Source organism: Aporhodopirellula sallentina SM41, from assembly GCF_000346505.1.
Lineage (GTDB): Bacteria > Planctomycetota > Planctomycetia > Pirellulales > Pirellulaceae > Rhodopirellula > Rhodopirellula sallentina.
Map to the genome: position 1 here is coordinate 1 of NZ_ANOH01000368.1, position 19,835 is coordinate 19,835.

The window sequence follows — 19,835 nt, forward strand, 5'->3', positions numbered from 1 at the left end:
GGGAAGCGTTCGAGGCTGCTGCTCGTCCTGACGTTGATCCTCGTTATCACAATCATGCCGTCGCGTGTCCCGATGACGTGGATGAATGGAAGGGCTATCACACGGTCTATGTCATTCCCGTCAATCCCCAGTACCGTTCACGACCGACTTCGATACATGGTTTCGGCGGAGGTCATGACCCGGTGGGATTTGCACTCAACGGCGTCAAGTTCGATCCACCGGCTCCGATCGAAGCCATCATCAAAGCTCACACGATCGCCCCTTTTGACGATGCGGGGGGGCACGTGAATCCGTTCGCTGGTTACCACTATCACGCGGCAACGGGACAAACCAAAGAGATCGCCCAGCCGGATGGTCATGCACCACTGATTGGCTATGCGTTGGATGGGTTTGCGATCTACGCACACCTAGACGAGTCCGGCAAAGCGTCCGAGGATCTAGACGAATGCAGTGGACACTACGACGATGTGCGAGGCTACCACTACCACGTCGGTGCCGCCGGAGACAATCAAATCATTGGGGCGTTTCGCGGCATCCCCGGTACGGTCGAGATCATTAAAAAGTGACACGCATGATTCACCAGTGGGATTGTGAGCCGCGAGGCGCTAGCCGCGGGTTCGACGCGACAGACGCGACCAGACAAAATCGGCGGCTAGCGCCTTGCCGCTCACAAAAGCACCGCAGTCACCGTCGCCGGACGGTGGTCGTGCTGCAATCTCCACGCCCTGGCAACCGACCTACTTGAATCGATCAGAAAATGATGGCGAATCCAGGCCCTGATAAAACAATGAAACGGCTTCTCTCTCGATGGGGCAAACGATTGTTGATCGTTCCGCCGATCGTGCTGGCGGTCGTTGCGTTGATCTATCTGACTCAGACGCGGCCACCGCCCAAGATCAAAACGGAATCCGAAGCACCGCGTGCTCTCAGCGTCATCGCGGCTCCGGAGATGGAGATTCAACCGCGGGCCGTTGGGTTTGGAACGGCGGAATTCGCGAAGAAGTGGCGTGCCGTCGCGCAGGTGTCTGGCCGGATTCAAGAGGTTCATCCCGAACTGCGCCCCGGTGCAATCATTGGTGCCAACGATTTGTTGTTGAAGATCGATGACGCGGATTATCGATCCGCGGTTGCCGAACTGACAGCGTTGATGGAACAGAAAGAAGCCGAGATTTCTCAACTCGAGCAAACCCGGTCGAACTACGACAAAACACTGGAACTAGAACGCGCGGCACTGACGTTGCTTGATCGCGAACTCAAACGACTGGAGTCTTTGATGGCTCGTCAAGCCGAATCGCAGTCCACCATCGACAGCACTCGTCGCTCGTACATAGCACAGCAGAACGTCGTGCAGGATCTGGAGAACAGCAAGTCATTGATCGACCCACAGATCCAAGTATTGCAGGCAGGCGTTCGGCAAACGGCGGCTCAACTCGAAAAAGCGAAACGCGATGTCGAGCGGACGGAGATCCGAGCCCCGTTCACCATGCGTATCGGTGAAGTCGACTTGGAACTGGATCAGTTCGTAGCGATCAATGAAACGCTGTTTGAGGGCTACAGCGACGCGGAGATGGAAATCGAAGTCCAGATCTCCACCACCGACATCCCCCGCCTGCTGGCGGCACCTCCGACCGGTCAACCTCCACCGGAGGAACAGACGATGGAACTGATGCGAGAGGTGTTCCGTGTTACGCCGACGGTCGAGATCTCCGGTGGCGAGTCCAATGCGGTTTACGAAGGTCAATTCTTGCGGGTCCGCGAAGTCGTTGACTCACAGACTCGGCAAGTCGGTGTGGTGATCGGTGTGACGAACAAACCGAAGGTTGCCAATGGTCGACCACGGCCTCCGGTGCTGGAAGGTTCGTTTTGCAAGGTCACATTGCGTGGCGAGCCGATCGGATCGCGAGTCGTTGTGCCTCGCATGTCGTTGCATGGCGATAGCGTTTATGTGCTCGACGAGGAAAGTCGTTTGGCCACTCGAAAGGTGGAGGTCGAGTTCTTTCAGGATGGCGTCGCGGTGTTGGCCAGTGGGCTTTCGCCGGGCGAGTTGATCATCGTCGCCGATCCGTCGCCCGCGGTCGCAGGAAGCTTGATCGAACCGGTCAACGATGAAGAGAGTTTGCAGTTGTTGAAGGATGCGGTGCAGTGAAGAGGGGCTTTCCGTAGTGGACGAGGCGACGAGTCCGAAGCTGTGATGTAGTTCTGGGACTCGTTGCCTCGTCCACTACGCACATCGGGTTCGTTACATGTCACGAGATATTTGATGCTGGAAAAATTCGTTCACCACCGCACGCTAGCCAATTTGCTGATGTTGTCCTTCATCGGCATGGGGCTCTATGCGCTGCCCAACCTCAAGAAGGAATCGTTTCCGGATTTCGACGCGTCCGAAGTGATGATCACCGTGATTTATCGCGGTGCCTCGGCCGAAGATGTCGAGCAAGGCATTTGTCTTCTGATCGAAGACGCCATCGACAGTGTCCAGAACATCAAGGAAGTCACCTCCGTTGCTCAGGAAGGCAGCGCGGCGATCACGATCGAGATCGAAGATGGTGCCGATGTCGCTGAAGCGCTCAGTGATATCGAAGTCGAAGTGGACGCCATCACGGACTTTCCCGCCGGTGCCGAAGATCCGATCATCACGCAGCTCAATCGCAGCGTTGAAGTCTTGACCGTGGCGGTTTCCGGCGACATGCCGGCGGCGGATTTGAAAGACTATTGCGAAGATTTAAAACGCCGAATTCGGCATTTACCGATCAGCCCGCTGGTCGAGATCTCAGGGTTTTCCGATCGGCAACTTCGCATCGAACTGGACAGTGACGCCCTGCGGCGACTGGGGCTTTCTGCCTCCGACATCGCGACCACCGTTGGCGTTCAGAACCTGGACCTGCCCGTGGGGATGATCGAAACTCACGACGAAGACCTCTTGCTACGCTTCGTCGAAGAACGCCAGCATCCTCAGGAGATTGAAAACATCGTCGTCTCCGGAGTGCCGGGCAAGTCGGAGATTCGATTGCGAGACATCGGACGAGTCGTCGACACGTTTGCCGATGCCGAAGACAAAGCGTGGTTGGACGGCCAGCGAGCCGGAATTTTGCAAATCAAGAAGACCAAATCACAAGACACGATCAAAGTCGCCGAGCAGCTCTACGAGTTTCTCGATGCTGAGCGAGCCCACAACCCGAAACTGCGGTTGGTCGTGACGTCGGATACCTCCGAGCTGATCGTTCAACGGTTGAGCTTGCTGATGACCAACGCGTGGCAAGGCATGGTGTTGGTGTTTTTCACGTTGTGGATGTTCTTCAATCTGCGGCTCAGCTTTTGGGTTGTGATGAGTCTGCCCGTTTCTTTCATGGCGGCTTTCTTTCTGATGCCGATGTTTGGCCAAACGATCAACATGATGTCGTCGGTCGCTTTGTTGATGGCAATCGGCGTGTTGATGGACGACGGGATCGTGATCGGCGAGAACGTTGCGCGGCACGTCGCGATGGGCAAAGACTCCATGCGCGCGGCCATCGACGGAGTTTCCGAGGTCGCCGGCGGCGTGGTGTCGTCGTTCCTGACGACCGTCTGCGTGCTCGGCCCGCTGCTTTTTTTGGAAGGCGACCTGGGCAAGGTGCTGTGTGTGATCCCGATCATCTTGATCGTGACCTTGGGAATCAGTCTGGTGGAGGCCTTCTTCATTCTGCCGGCTCACCTTGGTCACTCGTTGCATGGCCACGATCCGAACCAAGCCAACTTTGTGCGTCGCGGCGTCAACCGTTCGGTTGATTGGGTTCGCGAAAGCCTGTTTGGTTCGCTGGTCGACTGGTCGATTCGCTGGCGTTACCTGACGATCGGTGCGACGATCGGGATCTTTGTGCTATCGATTGCAATGTTCACCGGCGGGTTCGTGCCCTTCGTCGGCTTTCCTGAAATTGAAGGCGACGAGGTCGACGCGAAGATTCTATTGCCTCAAGGAACTCCGCTCAGTGAGACTGAGTCGATCGTGCGGCGAATCAACGAAGCGGTGAGGCGAACGAACGACCGTTTTCCGGATCAACCCTTGGTCGTTGACGCAGGCGATGCCGAGCCGACTTCCCCACCGTTGGTTCTGTCCACGGTTTCCACGTTCAACCAAAACACGGACGCCTCGGAGTCCGGTCCGCACGTGGCCACGGTGACGACGCGGATCCTGCCGCCGGAGTCACGGTCAACCAGCTTGGCGGACTTCATCGCCGCGTTGCGTGAAGAAGTGGGCGTGATCCCGAACGCGATCTCGGTTTCCCTCGCCGAATCCGTCCGCGGTCCGGCAGGTCGTCCGATCGAAGTCCGTTTTCTTTCCGACGATTTGGAACACGCCAAAGCCGCATCCGAAATGGCGCAGCAATGGTTCGCTCGCTACGAAGGCGTCTACGACCTAACGGATGACATGCGTCGTGGTAAGCAGGAGATTCGCCTGCGGCTCAAGCCCGATACGGTCGCTCTTGGTTTGAACGTGCGTGCGATGGCGACTCAGTTGAGCGCCGCGTATCAGGGAACGAAGGTCACCGATATGCAGATCGGCAACGACCTGTTTGAGATCAATGTGCAGTACGAAAAAGAGCATCGCGATAGCGTGCAGGAGTTCGCAGACTTTCAGTTCATGCTGGCCGGCGGCAAACAGGTTCCGCTGCAATCGTTGGCCGAAGTCGACTATCAATACGGTTGGTCACGGATTGCTCGCACCGACGGCTGGCGAACGGTCACGCTGATCGGCAACACGGACAGCGAAGTCGTCAATTCGTCTCAATTGATGAGCGTTTTCGCTCGCGATTTTCTGCCGGAACTGGAAGAGCAACTGCCCGACGTCGATGTCTCGTTCGGTGGGCAACGCGAAGCGTCGGACGAAACCGGATCGTCGATGGTTTACCTGTTCCTGTTGGGGCTGTTTGGCATCTATGCGATCTTGAGCTACCAGTTTGAAAGCTGGTTGGAGCCGTTGATTGTGATGTTCGCGATTCCGATGGCGTTGATCGGCGTCGTGTTTGGTCACCTGTTGATGGGAATGTCGCTCAGCATGCCCAGTCTGATTGGTTTCATTTCACTGGCAGGAATTGTCGTGAACGACTCGATCCTGTTAGTGCTCTTCCTCAAGCAGGCGCGAAGCGAAGGCGTTCCGACGCTGGAGGCCGCGAGTCAGGCGAGTCGACTGCGGTTTCGAGCCATCGTGTTGACCAGCGCCACGACCATGGCCGGACTGTTACCACTGGCGCTCGAACAAAGCACGCAAGCCCAAGTGTTACTGCCAGTCGCCGTCTCGATCGTCTTCGGCATGCTCAGCTCGACCGTCTTAATCCTGATCGTCATCCCCTGCCTCTACGTCGCCCTGCACGATTTTCAGACACCGTAATTATTGTTTTATGCTCGAGTAAATCATGAGCGGCAACCGCGATTTCATTCTATGGCAAAATAGCATTTCCGAAATTCATGCAAAAACCGAGTCAGGGCAGATCGAACAATTCGCTGATGAACGCTGCGATCACGCTGGGCGGGGTGCAAAGTTGAACGAGTGCCATGTTAGTGCGAAGGATTGATCGTTCTACGCGAGTTCGTTCGGTAATACTGTTGCCGAATTCAATACTTTTCAACGCGAGTGATACGATTTGCTCGTTGGTGAGATCATCGAAGGTTGTGGGGAAAATGCGACGGAGGTCAAACGGTTAAAACGCCACCCGTCCGTTTCTGTTTCCTTCGATTTTGCTCACGCTAGTTTGCTCTTCCATCGGGAGTCTTAGAACTCCATTTCAACACGGTCGAGGTTGGGTTTGGAATCGTTCTCAGTTGTGTCATTCAAGCGAATTTCAAATTGAAAACCGTATCCGGCAGGAAGGTCACTGAGATCCATTCGGGCTGGCGTTTTAGCAACTTGTTTGGCGAACCCGGGAACCGCTTCGTAGCTCTCCTTGAGAGTTTGCCATGAGGTCCATTGGTTGATCAGGGTATCGTTGTCGGTGTCCACGCCGACGCGAGCCTCGACTCCGTCCACCCATGGCCCTGGACTGACATAGTCTTCATTGGTTTGAGTCGCCAGATAAAAGCGTCCTTCAGCAAACATGATATCGGGATCCGGATGTCCTTTGCCGATATGGTCGCAGAACTGGAACGGCTCGTTGATGTCCGTTGAAGTGAACCATCCAACGCTCATGCCATCACGTTGATGAGACGTAGCAGGATCAACATCACAGAATAGGTAGTATTGCCCACCAATCGCGATCGCCGCCCAGTCGCCATAGGCGTTTTGTTCCGGTTCGTGGATTTCATATTTGGAAAATGACCGGATGTCCCCTTTTTTGATCCGGTGTTGCTTGATGTCCTGTGGAACCGGTTTGCCGGGGAATTTATTCGGGGCTGCAGCGTACCAGTGGGGATGAAAGTACTCGGCGAACTTCCCGGTAGGCTCGGTACGTTCATCAACCGCGATTCCCACAATCTCAAATGGTGTAATTCCGTCGGGGCTGACCGCATGTCCGGCCAATGGGGAATCCCATGAATGCGTACTCGGATCAATCGGGCTCCAGTCCTCATAGATGCAATGGAACGTGCCGTTTAGGTCACGGATTATCGCGACATCCGATCCATCGGAAGGATCACTGAAAACCATTCCCATCGATGTTCCGGGGACACCATCGAACAGATCGTCGTCGATCACCAGATGAGGATCCTGATCGTTAGGGAAATCGTAGAACAGATATACTTTCCCATCGACGACTTCCGCCGTGGTCACCCAACCGGCTTTTCCGCTGGTAACGCATCCATGGTGAACCCAATGGATCATGTCATGACTTTGCCATGCGTGGTATCCGCCTGCACTCTTTTTCAGACCGCCCGGCGCATCGTACTGATTGGGATACTGCGTGGTTTTGAGCGGAATGTCAAAACCCTTCAACTGAGCATCCGTGGCAGTAAACTTCTCGCTGCCGTTTTTGCCGGACTTGGGGCGACCAAACTTGGCGAAGAACCAGTAATCTTTTGGCCCCATCCGCAACAAGACGGGCGCATCCCGCGTCGCTTGGGGGCCAATGTCCGTGGGTTCCCAGTTCTGCCAAGCTGTCGTTTGGCTAACCACCATGGAACTCGCGCTGCGTTTCTCGGCGAAAGTTTTCAATTTGCTCTGAATGGTCGCGGATGAAACCTTCGGCGTTGCCAATCCGCCTTCGAGTTCAACTTCGGGGTTCGCCAATGTGTCTGACGTCCACTGAGTTTGGTCATCAACGATCCAACCATCTGCCTTGGCTAATGAAGTAATATTTAAAGCGACCAACAGACCCAAAAGGCCTGCACGACGGCATGATGAAACATTCATTTTTCGATGTGTCATATTCTTTTTCTTTGATCGAAAGTCTGCCCGAAAAAGGCGGTGAATCGATTGGTCAAGCGGCAGTGTTGTTCTCGAGTAGGTTCCGACGTTTCGTTCGTCGATTCATTCCAACGGACCTCGATGTTACGCTAACAACCGTTTGCAAACGGACGCCATGATAGCATTCGTCTTCTCTTTTCGTCCAAAAGATCTCTTGGTTGTTCCATCACGTGGCATCCATCATAATGGTCATCGCACAATTCGGCGGCAAGAAAGCAATTCTGCGAGCAATCTTGTTGGCGTTGACGAAAGTTCACAATCGCTGACATGCATGCCAGGTGTTCTATTGTGGTGAATTGCTCTGCCAAAGTGTGTCTTCAAACCCAAGCAATCCCCAGAGGCGCACGGTAGATCCACGAAATCCGCCCCCTAACTTTCGTGTGGTTCGAGTGTTTCGTGGTCAATCACTACGGACCTACAGGAGCTCCCAAAGAGTCGCGGCAGAAGCGAGCGCAGCAGTCGTAGCCTTCCTGGTCGCCCGAAGGCTTGACTCCAACGGTGAGCTGGTCGTCATCACCACGAAATCGCGAACCACACGAAAGAAATTCACCCGCTAACTTTCGTGTGGTTCGAGTGTTTCGTGGTCAATCAATACCACCGACATTGAGCACCCGGCACGCCGCAAAGGAGCGAGGCACGGATGCGATCATTCGATCGACGGGCATACCCACCAGGTCGTGGGAGCCCAACTCCAGGCAGAATGGAAGCATCCCCGGATCGTATTGCCGGTTCCATCCTTTCGCCGAAACAGTCGTTATCTTCGCCGGTTGCCGTTTGTATCGTCTCGGTCGCTGAAGAACGGATCGACGAGGTCAGGACGCAATGGCTGTCCTAACGCCTGATCGTCTCGGCCTGATCGATCGTTGTTGGACCGGGAATCGGAACCAAAGTTCGAACGCTGGCCGGACCTGGAATTCCGGCCGGAATCACGTTCTGATCGAGAACCGTTGCGGTCATCACGATCGCCCTCGTCGTCACCGTCATCATCGCCGATCGAAAAGTCGATGTCCTCCAGATGGATGTCGCCGGTCGTGATCGCGAACTCTTGCACGGCGATCGTGGTGGCAACTTCATCCACTTGCGAAATCAGGTGAACTTCGTATTCGCCCGTTCGAAGGCCATCTTGAACATCGAAGCTGTAGTTGCCGTCGGAATCGGTTGTCGTTTCCGCGACGACTTCTCCGTCGCTGACCAATTGAACGACTTGATCCGCCACACCTTGCTCCGCGTCACCGTCGTTCGAGTTGTTGTTGGAACCTGACTTTCGTCGATCGACGTTTTCCGTTTCATTGCTCTCCGTTGTAACGGTTCCGGACACCGAAGCACTGAAGAAGAACACGTCGTCTTGCAGGTCGGTCAGATCCGTGTTTCGTTCCACGATGTCGGCCAACGTGGTGCTTTCGATTTCAGCGAGCGCGGACCCAGAAAACGTGTTCTGGTACCAGAACCGGTCTGCATCGCGAAGTCGCTCGAATTGATCGGCGATGATGGTCTGGAACGTTTCCCCGACACTGGCACCATCAACATGGTCTTCCACCAATCCGCCCACCCACAAATCAATGTTGTCGACGGAGCCATAAAGATCTTCGAGATTGGCTTGGACGTCGGGGTCGGAGGTGATGTCAGCGAAGCTTTCAACCGGATCGAGTCCGTAGGCAACCCGGGTGGAGTTGTAATCCGACAACCCGTGATCTCTGCCACGTTGAATGTTCAAACTCACCAAGTCAAACCCGCCCGAACCGGGAGGCCCGAACAGGAAATTGCGGACGCTGTCGACGACCTGAATGTCCAGTTCCGACGAAGGGTCGGCCGCCAGATACTTGATGATCGAATCGATGCCGTTCTCAGACACCGCTTCCGGGTTGGAGAACGCTTGGCTGAGCGGAATCTCTTCGGCGATCTCGTTGCCCTCGTTGTCGAGGAACTCAACGTCATCGCCCAGCAGGCTGTGACCGAATCGGAACGCTGCGGTCGAAAACTCATTGGCAATCGTCGGGTCGACCGATGAGTCGTACCCTTCGTAGTCGCTCAAAACGTCTTCGCCCAAGACAGCCGGCAACCATTCGTTGTAGGTGATCGCTTGCAGTTCAGCGACCACAATCGCACGAGCTTGCTGATAGATTTCTTCGTCGGTCAACGTTGGATCAGCGGCGGAAATTTCTTCTGCCAAACGATTGTGTTCGCGGACGAACAAAGTTTGGATCGCAGTCAGTTCAATGTTCTCGTTGGCACGAACGTCGCCTGCGGCAAACAACTCCTCATCGGGAACAATCCCCGCGTCGTTGTCCATATCCAGCGTTCCGTCGGGAAAGGTTTCCTCATTGTTGTACGGCAACAAGTCGCCTTCGCTCGTTTTCAACAGACCGCCCGAAAGCGTCCTCAACGCGGTCGCGGTTTCGTCATCCGAACCATAGATCACTGAACCATCAATCCAAGTCGTGATCGCGTTGATCTGCTCGCGAGCCGAATCGGTTCCGGTTTCAGAATCGTAAGCCGATCGGGTGAGCGAGATGGTTTCGGTGCCCGTCCCGAACGGATCGAAGTACTCGTCGCCAAGCGGAACTTCGATGTCGAACGACTCCTCGCCCGAGGGCGTGCGAGAGATGTCGTGGTCGATGAATTGCCCCCACACGTAGACGAACGCGGACAAGTCACGGTCGCTGATCAGTTCTTCGTCGGTTGCCAACACGTTGCTGATCTCGCGTGCGCTTGGGCGATCTTCCCCGGCCGGCTCGGAAATTCCGTCGGCGTAGTCGCTGTCAGCAACCCGGGTCAGTTGGGTACCGGGGGTACCAAGTTCTGTGTTTTCGAGATTGTTGGCCGACCCGTCAATCGATCGGTATTCGGTCGGCAGGCCTTCCAAGGATGTATCCGTGGGCACATCGGTGGACGGGTCTTCCGTCCCGCTATCGGGCAAGTCGACTTCATCGACGATGTCCGGCAATCGCCTTGGGCCGTGTTGTTGTGGACCGTCGCTGTGGAATCGTTGGTTCACGCGATCGAGCGAGGTGAGTGTGTCAACAAGTGAAGCGATACCGTCGTCGTTGGGCGTTTCAGGTATCGCGTCGTTGTGAAAGATATTGGCAGCGAGTAGCTGGCGTGTTTCCAGTGTCTCGGACTTCAAACGTCGCTGAGTGCGTTTGCGAGCTTTTTTCGCAGAGCTTGATGATTTTTGACGAGAGGGTTGGCGGCCCTTGGCGGAGCGTCCGAAGAGGTTGTCCATATGCGCACCTGCAGTAGAGAAGTGTGGGGAGAAGCGATGCCGATAGCGGGTCTGCTCGACCGCAGAGCCGGCTCTTACTTCAAGGGCGAAGTCCTCCGGCAGGTGTCACGCCGGAAGGTTGCCACGTCGTTGCAAGCGGGCAACGCATCCAGTCCGTGATGCCAAAATCTCCATCCACTTCACCCTTCAGGCAGGAGGGTCGAGCGAAGCGAGGGGAGGTCGAACGGCGACTGGCCGGTTTGGTCTCGGTCCCGCTGCGGACTCTGCTTGTTGTCTACCACGAGAAACGCGAACGACACAAAAGTACTTCTCCGAGGGATTTCCTCTGTGGTCGAACGTCTCGCCACGAAATGGGGTGATCGTAGCGAATTGCCGGAACGTCGCTGCGCTTGGTCCGGCCTACGAATCGGCAACTTGATTAGCCTCGGTTGGGTCGATTTAACCGCGACCAACGCCGATCGGCTGATTGGTATTGAGATAGGTACTTCACTCTCCAGGTATGAGGGTCGAGCGGAGGTCGAACGGTGATTGGCCGGTTTGGTTTCTGTCCCGCTGTGGATTCTGTTTGTTGTCTACCACGAAAGACGCGAACCACACGAAAGTACTTCTCCGGGTGATTTCCTTTGCGGTCGACGATCCCGCCACGAACGGGTGATCCTAGCGAACCGCAGGGACATCGCTGCGCTTGGTGGGTGGCACTATCCGCGCCCGCCCTATCAATTGTAAAACGCCCCGCTGATCCGCCGATAAGCTGTAGATAAAGAATTTTTTATCTTGGGCTTCCAGGATCTTGGGCTTCGAGCACGAATCGTTCCTGTCGACTCAACGTTCCCGTAGTGGATCTTGTTAAAGATCCTGCTGCATGAAAATCGTTGACGAGCATAGTTGATTCGGGATGTTGGACAGGGATCTTTGACAAGATCCACTACCGACTACCGACTCGGTGGCTTGCGTGGGCTCTGGAGTGTGACGACGTACCCTCTCAATTCCAATCAACCGCGCCGACCGGCCAGCGTAGTGACATTCCACCGCGGTGGTTTGTCTAGGACGCAGCGGTCGAGCGGTACCAGGTCAATGCGTTTGAATCTTATACAGGTGTTCTTTGCCGCGAACAAAGATCGCCCCGTTGGACACAGCCGGGCATGCTGTCGTGCCCATTCCAGGCACATCGTTGACCGCGATGATCTCGGGCTCACGTTGTGCTTTTACGACCGTGCCGAGCCCACTCTGATTGAAGAAGTACAAGCGATCGTTCGCGAGAACCGGGGAAGCTAAGTAGTCGCCCGATATTCGTTTCTTCCATAGCTCGTCGCCGGTTTCTAACTCGATGCAAGTCAACACACCGTTGTCAGTGACCTGAAAGATCAGACCATCGTGCTCGATCGGCATGGCGAAGCGAGGATTGCCTCGTTCGCGTACCCACTCGACGTGCGAATCGGTGACGTCTCCCTTGGTGGACTCGTCGAGCTGGACCGCGACTAGCTGCGCGCCACGCGAACCGGTGTTGATGATGGCTAGCTTCTTTTTCGGGATCCACAGTGGTCGAATGCCTGCGTTGTAGCTCTTGTGTCGTAGAGTCCATAGCTCTTCGCCGGTCTCCAGGTCGTAGCTTTGCATCGCCCGAGCACCGACTGAAAGAATTTGCCGTTGATCGCCGACTTGGACGATCGCGGGCGTGCAGTACGCTTTGCGCATGTCGCCGTCGCGTAGTGGCTTTCCATCGTCACCAAGATCTTCGTAGTCGGTGGTCCGGTCGGTACGCCACAGGGTTTTGCCCGTTTCGACATCGAGTGCGGTCGTGTATTGCTGGTCAACACCGTCGAATGTCAGCACCAATTTGTTGCCATGCAGGACGGGTGAGGAGCCGGGGCCTCGATAATGCCGACACGGTAAATCACGCCGTTGCCAAATCACCTCGGCTGTCTTCGCGTCGAGTTTCGCGGTCCCGTAGCTACCGAAGTGGGCGTAAACGACACCTGGCCCCAGCACGCAACTCGGAGCCGCGTAATTGTTGAATCCGACAGCTCCGCCGAGTTCCTCAACCTCGTCGTTTTCGAACAGCAAGCGATCGTGCAGGATTTCGCCGGTCTCCTCATCGATCGCGATGATAAATTGCTTCGTGCCGTCGGTGGTTGCCGCTGTCAACCAAATCTTTCCTTCCGCGATGACAGGGGAAGAGTGCCCCTCGTCGTGCAGCGGAGCCTTCCACGCGACGTTTTCGGTGTCAGTCCAGTGGATGGGAAGACGTTCGGCATCGACGTCAGCAACAACACCGTCATGAGTCGGTCCATGGCGATCGGGCCAGTTCGCCAAGCCTGTCGGCGCGGACACAGCAAACGACGCAATGAAGGCGACGGCAAGTAGGGTGAAGAGAAACAATCGAGTCATGGCGGTCGCTTAGTCGAAGCAATGCGGGTAGGGAGGATCAATGACGGCATTGTACTAAACGTTCATGGGGACTTCGCAAGGTGCCGTCCACCTTGCGTCGATCGGGTGTCACGCTGCGGCGTTCCCACGTCGTTGCGAACGGGCAACGCGTCCAGCCCGTGATCCCAAAATCGCCGTCCACGGCCCCTTCACCCTCCAGGCAGGAGGGTTGAGCGGAGCGAGGGGAGGTCGAACGGTCGTTGGCCGGTTTGGTTTCTGTCCCGCTGTGGACTCTGATTGTTGTTTACCACGAAAGACGCGGCCGACACGAAAGTATTTCTCCGGGTGATTTCGTTTGTGGTCGAACGTTCGGCCACGAAACCGGGTGATCACAGCGAGTTGCCGGAACGTCGCTGCGTTTGGTCCGGCCTACCAATCGCCGTCTCATACGTTTGTGTTTGCGAGGGACCGCAGCGTAGGGCAAACGCGAAAATGAGTTCGCAGTATTTCCAATGTCGGACGCATCGCAAAGGCCTGGCACACCAGACGATGTCAATTAGGTGGATGTCGTCCAGTTGCAACCCAAAGCGACCGGACACGAACGACTTGGTTGCGGTTCATCTTGAGTAAATTGACAGTCGCTTTTCCACTATCGGTCAGTCCAACAATAACCGTTCCGTCAACGGTCCAGTCAAAATGATCAGCCCAGTTGTCTCGTTGTGGATGGAAAAGCGGCACCTCGGTCCCATCAGGCAATTTCCCAGAAGTGCGATCAGACTTGAAACGATTGCACGCAGGACAAGCGAGGCAAAGGTTGTCAAAGCTCGACTGTCCATCACGCGAAATGGGAATGATGTGCTCAACCTCGAACGTAACCACGGTCAAGGATTCTGCAGTCTCGCAGTAGGCACAGCAGCTTCCAAACGCCTCTCGAACTCGCCGCCGTAGTTCAATGGGCACATACCGACTCACTGGCCGTTCGGCTGATCTTGCTGTCGGAGAGTGTACTCGGCACGCGCTTTCAAGAGATTCAATTCGTCGATTTGCTCGATGATCGCATCCAGCTCTTTCTGTTCTTCCGCAGCGAGCGTGCCGTCCGCATTACGTGCCAGTAGATCGTCGAGTTTGGCGTGCATTTTGGGAGCGAGCACGGCATCGGCAAGCGCTTTGAGTCCAGCCGCACTGACATTCGGCAGGATGTGGGTCTCGTTAGACATGAATGCACCTCGTCAGCCCTGGATATTTCACAGCACGATCGTACCAGAACCGATGACTACAAATCCATACGAGATGAAACCGCTCAAGACCAATCGTTTTGCCAGCAAAAACGTTGCTTCCTCATAAACCTCGAACGCCGAGAATATCAACTCAAGGAGGGGATGCAGCGACTCCCTGAGCCCTGGCCGATCGCGTCGCGGACTCCGCTGGTTGTCTACCACGAAAGGCGCGAACGACACGAAAGTATTTTTCCGGGCGTTGCCCTTTGTGGTCGAACGTCCGGTCGCGAAACGGGGTGATCGTATCTTGGCTTCGCTACCAAGTAGGCCGGATCCAGGAGCAACGTGACGCCGCTCCGGCATTGGGGTTGCGAACTGCCGGAGCGTCGCTGCGCTTGGTCCGGCCTACCGTTGGAGATTGATGAGTGTGGATTAGTGCAGATGAGTGTTCTTTTTGGAGGGGACACTCAGCGCCACTGATCTGCACTAATCGTTACGCGGTCCTGTCGATGCCGAAGAGCACTAAAGGGGACAGGGGCAAATAAGTGATGTGGTTCGGGTTCAGGAACTACGTGACGTCGCTTCGGGCATTGGTGTTGCGAACTGCCGGAACATCGCGCCGTTTGGTCCTGCGTACCAATCACCCGCGTTGTTGGGTGGCAGCATTCGGAACCGCTTGGCTGCTTCGACACTCACTTCAGCACCACCGTGACTTGTTTGATGGTTCCGTCAAATTCGAACGGCCGACGTTCGGCGTAGTCAAGCGACACGGGAGCCCCTAGGTCGACTCCGACGTCGAAGGTTTCGCTCGCAGTGAACGCGAGCGGCACTGTTCTCTCGACAATCGTGCGGGCAAGTTCTTCCCCATCGACTTTAAGAATGACGGTCGCCGGAGCCCCCGGCTTCGCGAGGGTGGTATCGACCTCAATGGTGTGCTCGCCCGGCGATAGTGGCTCGCTGGTTTCGGCACGGTACCTCTCCAGTAGCAACATGTTGTACTCGTAGACCAGCTTGCCTTCGTCCATGTACAGCGTCAGGCCTCCCGAGCTGCCACCGAGCGCGTAGAGCACTCCCGACGCATTCGCACCAGCGTCCAATTCAATCGTCACGACGTTGCTCTTTTTGCCCAGGCCGGGCGCGGTGAATTCAGGCATGCGCTGCGTCGTCGCGTCAAAACGCCATGAGGTGTACGGACTGGATATCACGTCCTCGGGATGAAAACGCGTCCACAACCCACCGCCGATGGGCAAGACCTTGTTCTCCTTGGCTTCGTCAAGAAACAGTTGCTTCATCTCGGCCAGCTGTCCGGGTTCGGATCCTGCGAGATCGTTCGCCTGAGAGAAATCATTTTCCAAATTGTAGAGCTCCCACTTCTCCTCCGATGGGTTCCAAGCCTGCAGCCGCTCAGCGGTGCTCGGCGTGTCCCACGGCAGGAACGGCCCAAACGTGCAGGCAAACCAACCATCGTGGTAGACGCCCCGGCTGGCGTTGTTTTCAAAGTACTGGGTTTTCTTCCGGCCCTTGGCGTTGGCGTCTGCGAACGAGTAGGCCATGCTCACACCATCGATCGGGTCCTGCTCATAGCCATTCACCGTTTTGGGTTCTGGGACGCCGACGATGTCGTACACCGTCGGCACAATGTCATTCACATGATGAAACTGGGAACGCGGCGAATCGTCGGGCTGGATCCCTTTCGGCCACGAAACGACCATCGGGTTTCTTGTGCCGCCGAAGTGGGCGGCAACGAGTTTCGTTGACTGCAGCGGCGTGGCGCCCGCCCAAGCCCATCCCGCGTGATACATGTTGTCCGTTTTGGATGTCCCGAGCGCCGCCAAACCGCCCAACTGGTCAAGAGCAACGATTTGCTGCTCCACCGTGTTCGGGATGTTGTTTTGGGCCAGCACTTCGCTGATGCTGCCCTGTTGTCCTTCGGCGCTGGCACCATTGTCGCCCCAAATGTAAAAAATCAACGTGTTCTCGCGGACTCCCAATTGCTCCAGACCATCGACCAGTTTCCCGACTTGAGCATCGGTGTGTTCAGCAAAGCCCGCGAAGACCTCCATCAACCGGCGCTGGAACGCTCGTTGTGATTCCGGGATGCGATCCCAAGCCGCCAGCGTGTCAGGACGAGGAGTCAGCTTGGTGTTCGCGGGGATCCATCCGAGCTGCTTCTGACGCTTGAACACTCGTTCTCGGTAAGCATCCCAGCCATCGTCGAACTTGCCCTGATACTTGTCGGCCCATTCGGAAAAGACATGATGCGGACCGTGCACGGCCCCGGGAGCCCAGTACATCAGGAAAGGCTTGTCGGGCGAGAACGCCTGGTGTCGCTTCAGCCACGCCATCGCCTTGTCCACCATGTCCTCCGTCAAGTGATAGCCTTCCTCTTGGGGCGGCTCGATCGGATCAAGGTTTTCGTACAGACGTGGCTCGTACTGCGACGTCTCTCCCGCCAGGAACCCGTAGAAGTAATCGAACCCGTGTCCCGTCGGCCAGCGATCAAACGGGCCCATCGCCGTGGTTTGATTGGCGGGAGTGTTGTGCCACTTGCCGAATGCGGCCGACTTGTATCCGTAGTAGTGCAAGACCTCAGGCAGCGTCGCCGAGGACTTGGGGATGACTCCCGTGTACCCGTCGAAGTCCGATGCCCGCTCAGCGATGGTTCCATTGCCAACCCGATGATGATTGCGTCCCGTCAACAACGCCGCTCGAGTCGGGGAGCAAATGGAAGTGGTGTGAAAACGGTTGTAGCTGACACCTTCCTGCGCAAGTCGCGACAGCGTCGGGGTGTGGATTTCGCCGCCGAAGGTGTCGGTCTGCCCGAATCCAACATCATCAATCAAGACAATCAGAATGTTGGGCGCGTCGTCGGGGAGGCGTTGCGGTTGTTCCCGCCACTGCATTTCCGATTCGAGAATGGTTTCCCCAGCGTGGCTGGCCGATGGCACGGGAGGGAACGGCAGGACTGAACCATCATTCGATTGGGCGCTGGCCGTTGTGGCTGCGATGGATAGCAGCAACGGCAACCACGCGGCAGCAATGAAAGGACGAGAGAACATGAGAAGGCCTTTGCAACGTGCTATCGTGCGAGGATCGAGGGAAACGCGACGGCCGTGCCTGAAACGCCGGCATTCCTGACCGACGGGAAACAATGAGGGCGACGTCATTCCAGCGTACCGAAAGCATACCAGCCGCGGTGGAACGAGTCGCCGTCGCAAGATGAATCTTTGCGGACAAGCAACAAAACCGGGTTCCCAACAGCGATGCGAAAACTCGGCAATGCCCTCGTTGCTTTCTGATCTAGCCACGATGGAACCATTCGTGTGCGATGAGCGAAGATCAGTGTCCTCACCAGCAGGAACGCTCCTCTCCCCTGATCAACACGAATTGTTGCGCGGTCCTGCCGAGACCTCAGACAAGAACGGAGACGGCGCGCACCTTCACCCTCCAGGCAGAATGGTCGAGCGGAGGTCGAACGGTGATTGGCCGGTTTGGTCTCGGTCTTGCTGTGGACTCTGGCGGTTGTTTACCACGAAATACGCGAACGACACGAAAGTACTTCTCCGGGTGTTTTCCTTTGCGGTCGACCGTCCGGCCACGAAATGGGGTGATCGTAGCGCACTGCCGGAACGTCGCTGCGCTTGGTCCGGCCTACCGTTGGGAATTGATGAGTGTTCTTTTTGGAGGGAACACTCCTCTCCACTGATCGACACGAATCTTTGCGTAGTCCTCCGGAATCCTGAGGCCAAAATGGGCACGGTAAGCAACAACCAAAGCACGCCCCACGTTCCACCAAATTTGCCCCACTCCTTCTTCACTCTCCTGGCAGGAGGGTCGAGAGAAGCGAGGAAAGGTCGAACGGCGACTGGCCGATTAGGTCTCGAGCACTTCACGGGCGCAGCCGGTTGCTAACCACGAAATACGCGAACCACACGAAAACGTATCTCCGTTTGTCGTCTTTTGTATGCTCCGTGCCAACCACGTGGCAGGCATTGGACCCGCGAAAACGACCCCCGTCCCATTTTCCTAGCCGCGTGAACTATTCGCAACTATAAACAGTATTGGCCCTGCCCCCTTCTGCTCTCTATCGCGCGAGGTCAACTAGCAGCCTCGGAAGGATTCTTGCCTTTCGTATAGATCCGGATTCCCTTCTTTTCTTTTTTGAAGCTTGAGATATATCCCGTTTGATGCAACGTATTCGCCAGAGCCAGGTTGATGTCGCTTTCTGGGATTAGCGGCTTCTTTCCATATTCAGCAATTTCTTTGTAGGGTGTACCAATTGTTTCAAGATTGCTCATCACGCGTACTTCGTTCCACATTGGAATCATCCGGGCGAGGAGTTTGGCTGCATCGCATTTTGGAACGACCTTGATAACCCGTTCCACGAAATCCTGGTTGAATTCGCCAATCACCGTTTCAAGGCTGGCGAGTATCTGAACAACTTCCTTCTGTAGCGTCTCGTCGTCTCCGCACTCGATCGTTCCAATATCCAAAAGCAAATTCCTCTTTGCGTCCTGCGGAATTGTTGACTTGAGGAGTCCAGCGACTTCCTCCTCCTGCAATGTCCAGTCCTGTTCATTTTCTTGAAAGGTAGAGAATTCTTTTTCGATCAGCGCCACGCGAAGCGTAGGATTCCCTTCTAACCAATCGTATGCTTCCTGGTTCAGTTCGATCATTCCTAACCGGATCAGATGGAGCCTTTTGTCGTTCTCAATCGCGGTTGGTAACTCGGCGACCTTTCCCAAATCGGGACCAATGAGAATCTTGTAGCTCTCCAAATCCATCTCATCGAAATCGACGAGGAAATCGAAAAGTTCCGGTCTGATTTCCTTCCGGTCTTCCGCTAACTCGAAGACGACATCGGGCGATCGGAAGATTGGAACGAGGTGCGCAGAATCGTCCGTCTCGGCAAAGAGTTCTTCAAAATTTTGCCAGCCGATAATGAATTTTCTTTCCGCGATAATCGTCGGCCAATAGCGCGTCGGCACATGCAAAAACATGACCCGTGTCTGCTGTCTCTTGATTACCCGTTCTCCGAGATTCTCTTCAAGATCCTGTGTTGACAGCAAGTTCTCGACGCCCTCTTGCGGTTCGGAGACGGTCCAGTCCGCCTTCAGAAAGCAATTGTCAACAAAATCGTTGATACGCCCCTCAACATGGTCGAAGACGGGCGACGGAGCGTTTTTCAAGCTGAGGAACATCTTGGAATGGGCCGCCTTATCTTCCACTCCGTGCCACGCAAGAATCGTGTCGACGTTCTTCGGTGTCAATTTCCAGATCGCATGCTCAGCCACGCGTTCGATTGCTGCGGAGCGTTCTTCGACGGAAAGGTTTGGAAAGCTGATGTCACCGATTAGCAATCCACTTTCCGCCAACGATGGAAGTCGTTCGGCAAGTTTAGGGAGATCAAAGATATTTGGAGCGGATCCCTCAATCAATTGCGTGAACGCACAAGGATGCCGCAGCGCTGTGAGTGTTTCATCTGACGCTACGTTTAGAATCTGTTTTATGTGAGGAACTGGATTCTCGCATTCGGCCGCGGCTTCGAGGAAATCCTTCCAGTCCTCAAGGAGTGTCCCTAGTAGCCTTTTGGTATGCTTTCCTTCAGCGTAGTAGACTTCGAGAAACCGGAATGCTTCGTTTGGAAACGTCTTAG

The 19,835-nt window shown here is 55.6% G+C and carries 9 protein-coding genes and 1 pseudogene; 3 read left to right on the forward strand and 7 right to left on the reverse strand.

All coding sequences use genetic code 11. From position 1 onward, the window contains the following. The 3 genes from RSSM_RS24220 to RSSM_RS24230 all read left to right on the forward strand — a co-directional run. A partial coding sequence (locus RSSM_RS24220) for a YHYH protein (RefSeq protein ID WP_044303521.1) occupies positions 1–566 on the forward strand: 566 nt, incomplete at its 5' end. Between the two features lie 191 nt (positions 567–757). Beyond that, positions 758–2,146 carry an efflux RND transporter periplasmic adaptor subunit gene (locus RSSM_RS24225; protein ID WP_008685800.1) on the forward strand — a complete coding sequence of 463 codons (1,389 nt, stop codon included), beginning with the start codon at positions 758–760 and terminating at the stop codon, positions 2,144–2,146. A gap of 114 nt (positions 2,147–2,260) precedes the next feature. Further along, entirely contained in the window at positions 2,261–5,365 is a 3,105-nt protein-coding gene (locus RSSM_RS24230) for an efflux RND transporter permease subunit (protein WP_008685802.1), read from the forward strand. Between the two features lie 381 nt (positions 5,366–5,746). On the opposite strand, the gene RSSM_RS24235 is transcribed toward RSSM_RS24230, so the two are convergent. From RSSM_RS24235 to RSSM_RS33925, 7 genes and pseudogenes are all read right to left on the reverse strand, one after another. After that, positions 5,747–7,333, reverse strand: coding sequence for a hypothetical protein (locus RSSM_RS24235; protein WP_044303522.1), 1,587 nt, complete (start codon positions 7,331–7,333; stop codon positions 5,747–5,749). Between the two features lie 793 nt (positions 7,334–8,126). Next, complete coding sequence (locus RSSM_RS24240; RefSeq protein ID WP_008685811.1) at positions 8,127–10,595, reverse strand: peroxidase family protein; 2,469 nt, start codon at positions 10,593–10,595, stop codon at positions 8,127–8,129. 1,071 nt (positions 10,596–11,666) lie between these two features. Then, positions 11,667–12,983: an outer membrane protein assembly factor BamB family protein gene (locus tag RSSM_RS24250; protein ID WP_008685813.1), complete on the reverse strand. Its 1,317-nt coding sequence runs from the start codon at positions 12,981–12,983 to the stop codon at positions 11,667–11,669. A gap of 531 nt (positions 12,984–13,514) precedes the next feature. Continuing rightward, a complete protein-coding gene (locus RSSM_RS35535) occupies positions 13,515–13,934 on the reverse strand; it encodes an HNH endonuclease (RefSeq protein ID WP_081613883.1) in 420 nt (139 codons plus the stop codon). After that, positions 13,931–14,179, reverse strand: a complete 249-nt coding sequence (locus RSSM_RS24260; protein ID WP_008685816.1) for a hypothetical protein — start codon at positions 14,177–14,179, stop codon at positions 13,931–13,933. Before RSSM_RS24260 ends, RSSM_RS35535 begins: the two co-directional genes overlap by 4 nt. Before the next feature lie 692 nt (positions 14,180–14,871). Next, positions 14,872–17,238 (reverse strand): arylsulfatase, encoded by a 2,367-nt coding sequence (locus tag RSSM_RS24270; RefSeq protein ID WP_008685819.1) that lies wholly within the window; start codon positions 17,236–17,238, stop codon positions 14,872–14,874. Between the two features lie 1,038 nt (positions 17,239–18,276). Next, positions 18,277–19,835: pseudogene (locus RSSM_RS33925) on the reverse strand (P-loop NTPase fold protein); the annotation flags it as partial.

Excerpts from the sequence above, each read along its gene's own strand:
- RSSM_RS24235 (WP_044303522.1), bottom strand. The coding sequence starts at position 7,333 with ATGACACATCGAAAAATGAATGTTTCATCATGCCGTCGTGCAGGCCTT.
- RSSM_RS24230 (WP_008685802.1), top strand. The coding sequence starts at position 2,261 with ATGCTGGAAAAATTCGTTCACCACCGCACGCTAGCCAATTTGCTGATG.
- RSSM_RS24260 (WP_008685816.1), bottom strand. The coding sequence starts at position 14,179 with ATGTCTAACGAGACCCACATCCTGCCGAATGTCAGTGCGGCTGGACTC.
- RSSM_RS24270 (WP_008685819.1), bottom strand. The coding sequence starts at position 17,238 with ATGTTCTCTCGTCCTTTCATTGCTGCCGCGTGGTTGCCGTTGCTGCTA.
- RSSM_RS24240 (WP_008685811.1), bottom strand. The coding sequence starts at position 10,595 with ATGGACAACCTCTTCGGACGCTCCGCCAAGGGCCGCCAACCCTCTCGT.
- RSSM_RS24225 (WP_008685800.1), top strand. The coding sequence starts at position 758 with ATGATGGCGAATCCAGGCCCTGATAAAACAATGAAACGGCTTCTCTCT.
- RSSM_RS24250 (WP_008685813.1), bottom strand. The coding sequence starts at position 12,983 with ATGACTCGATTGTTTCTCTTCACCCTACTTGCCGTCGCCTTCATTGCG.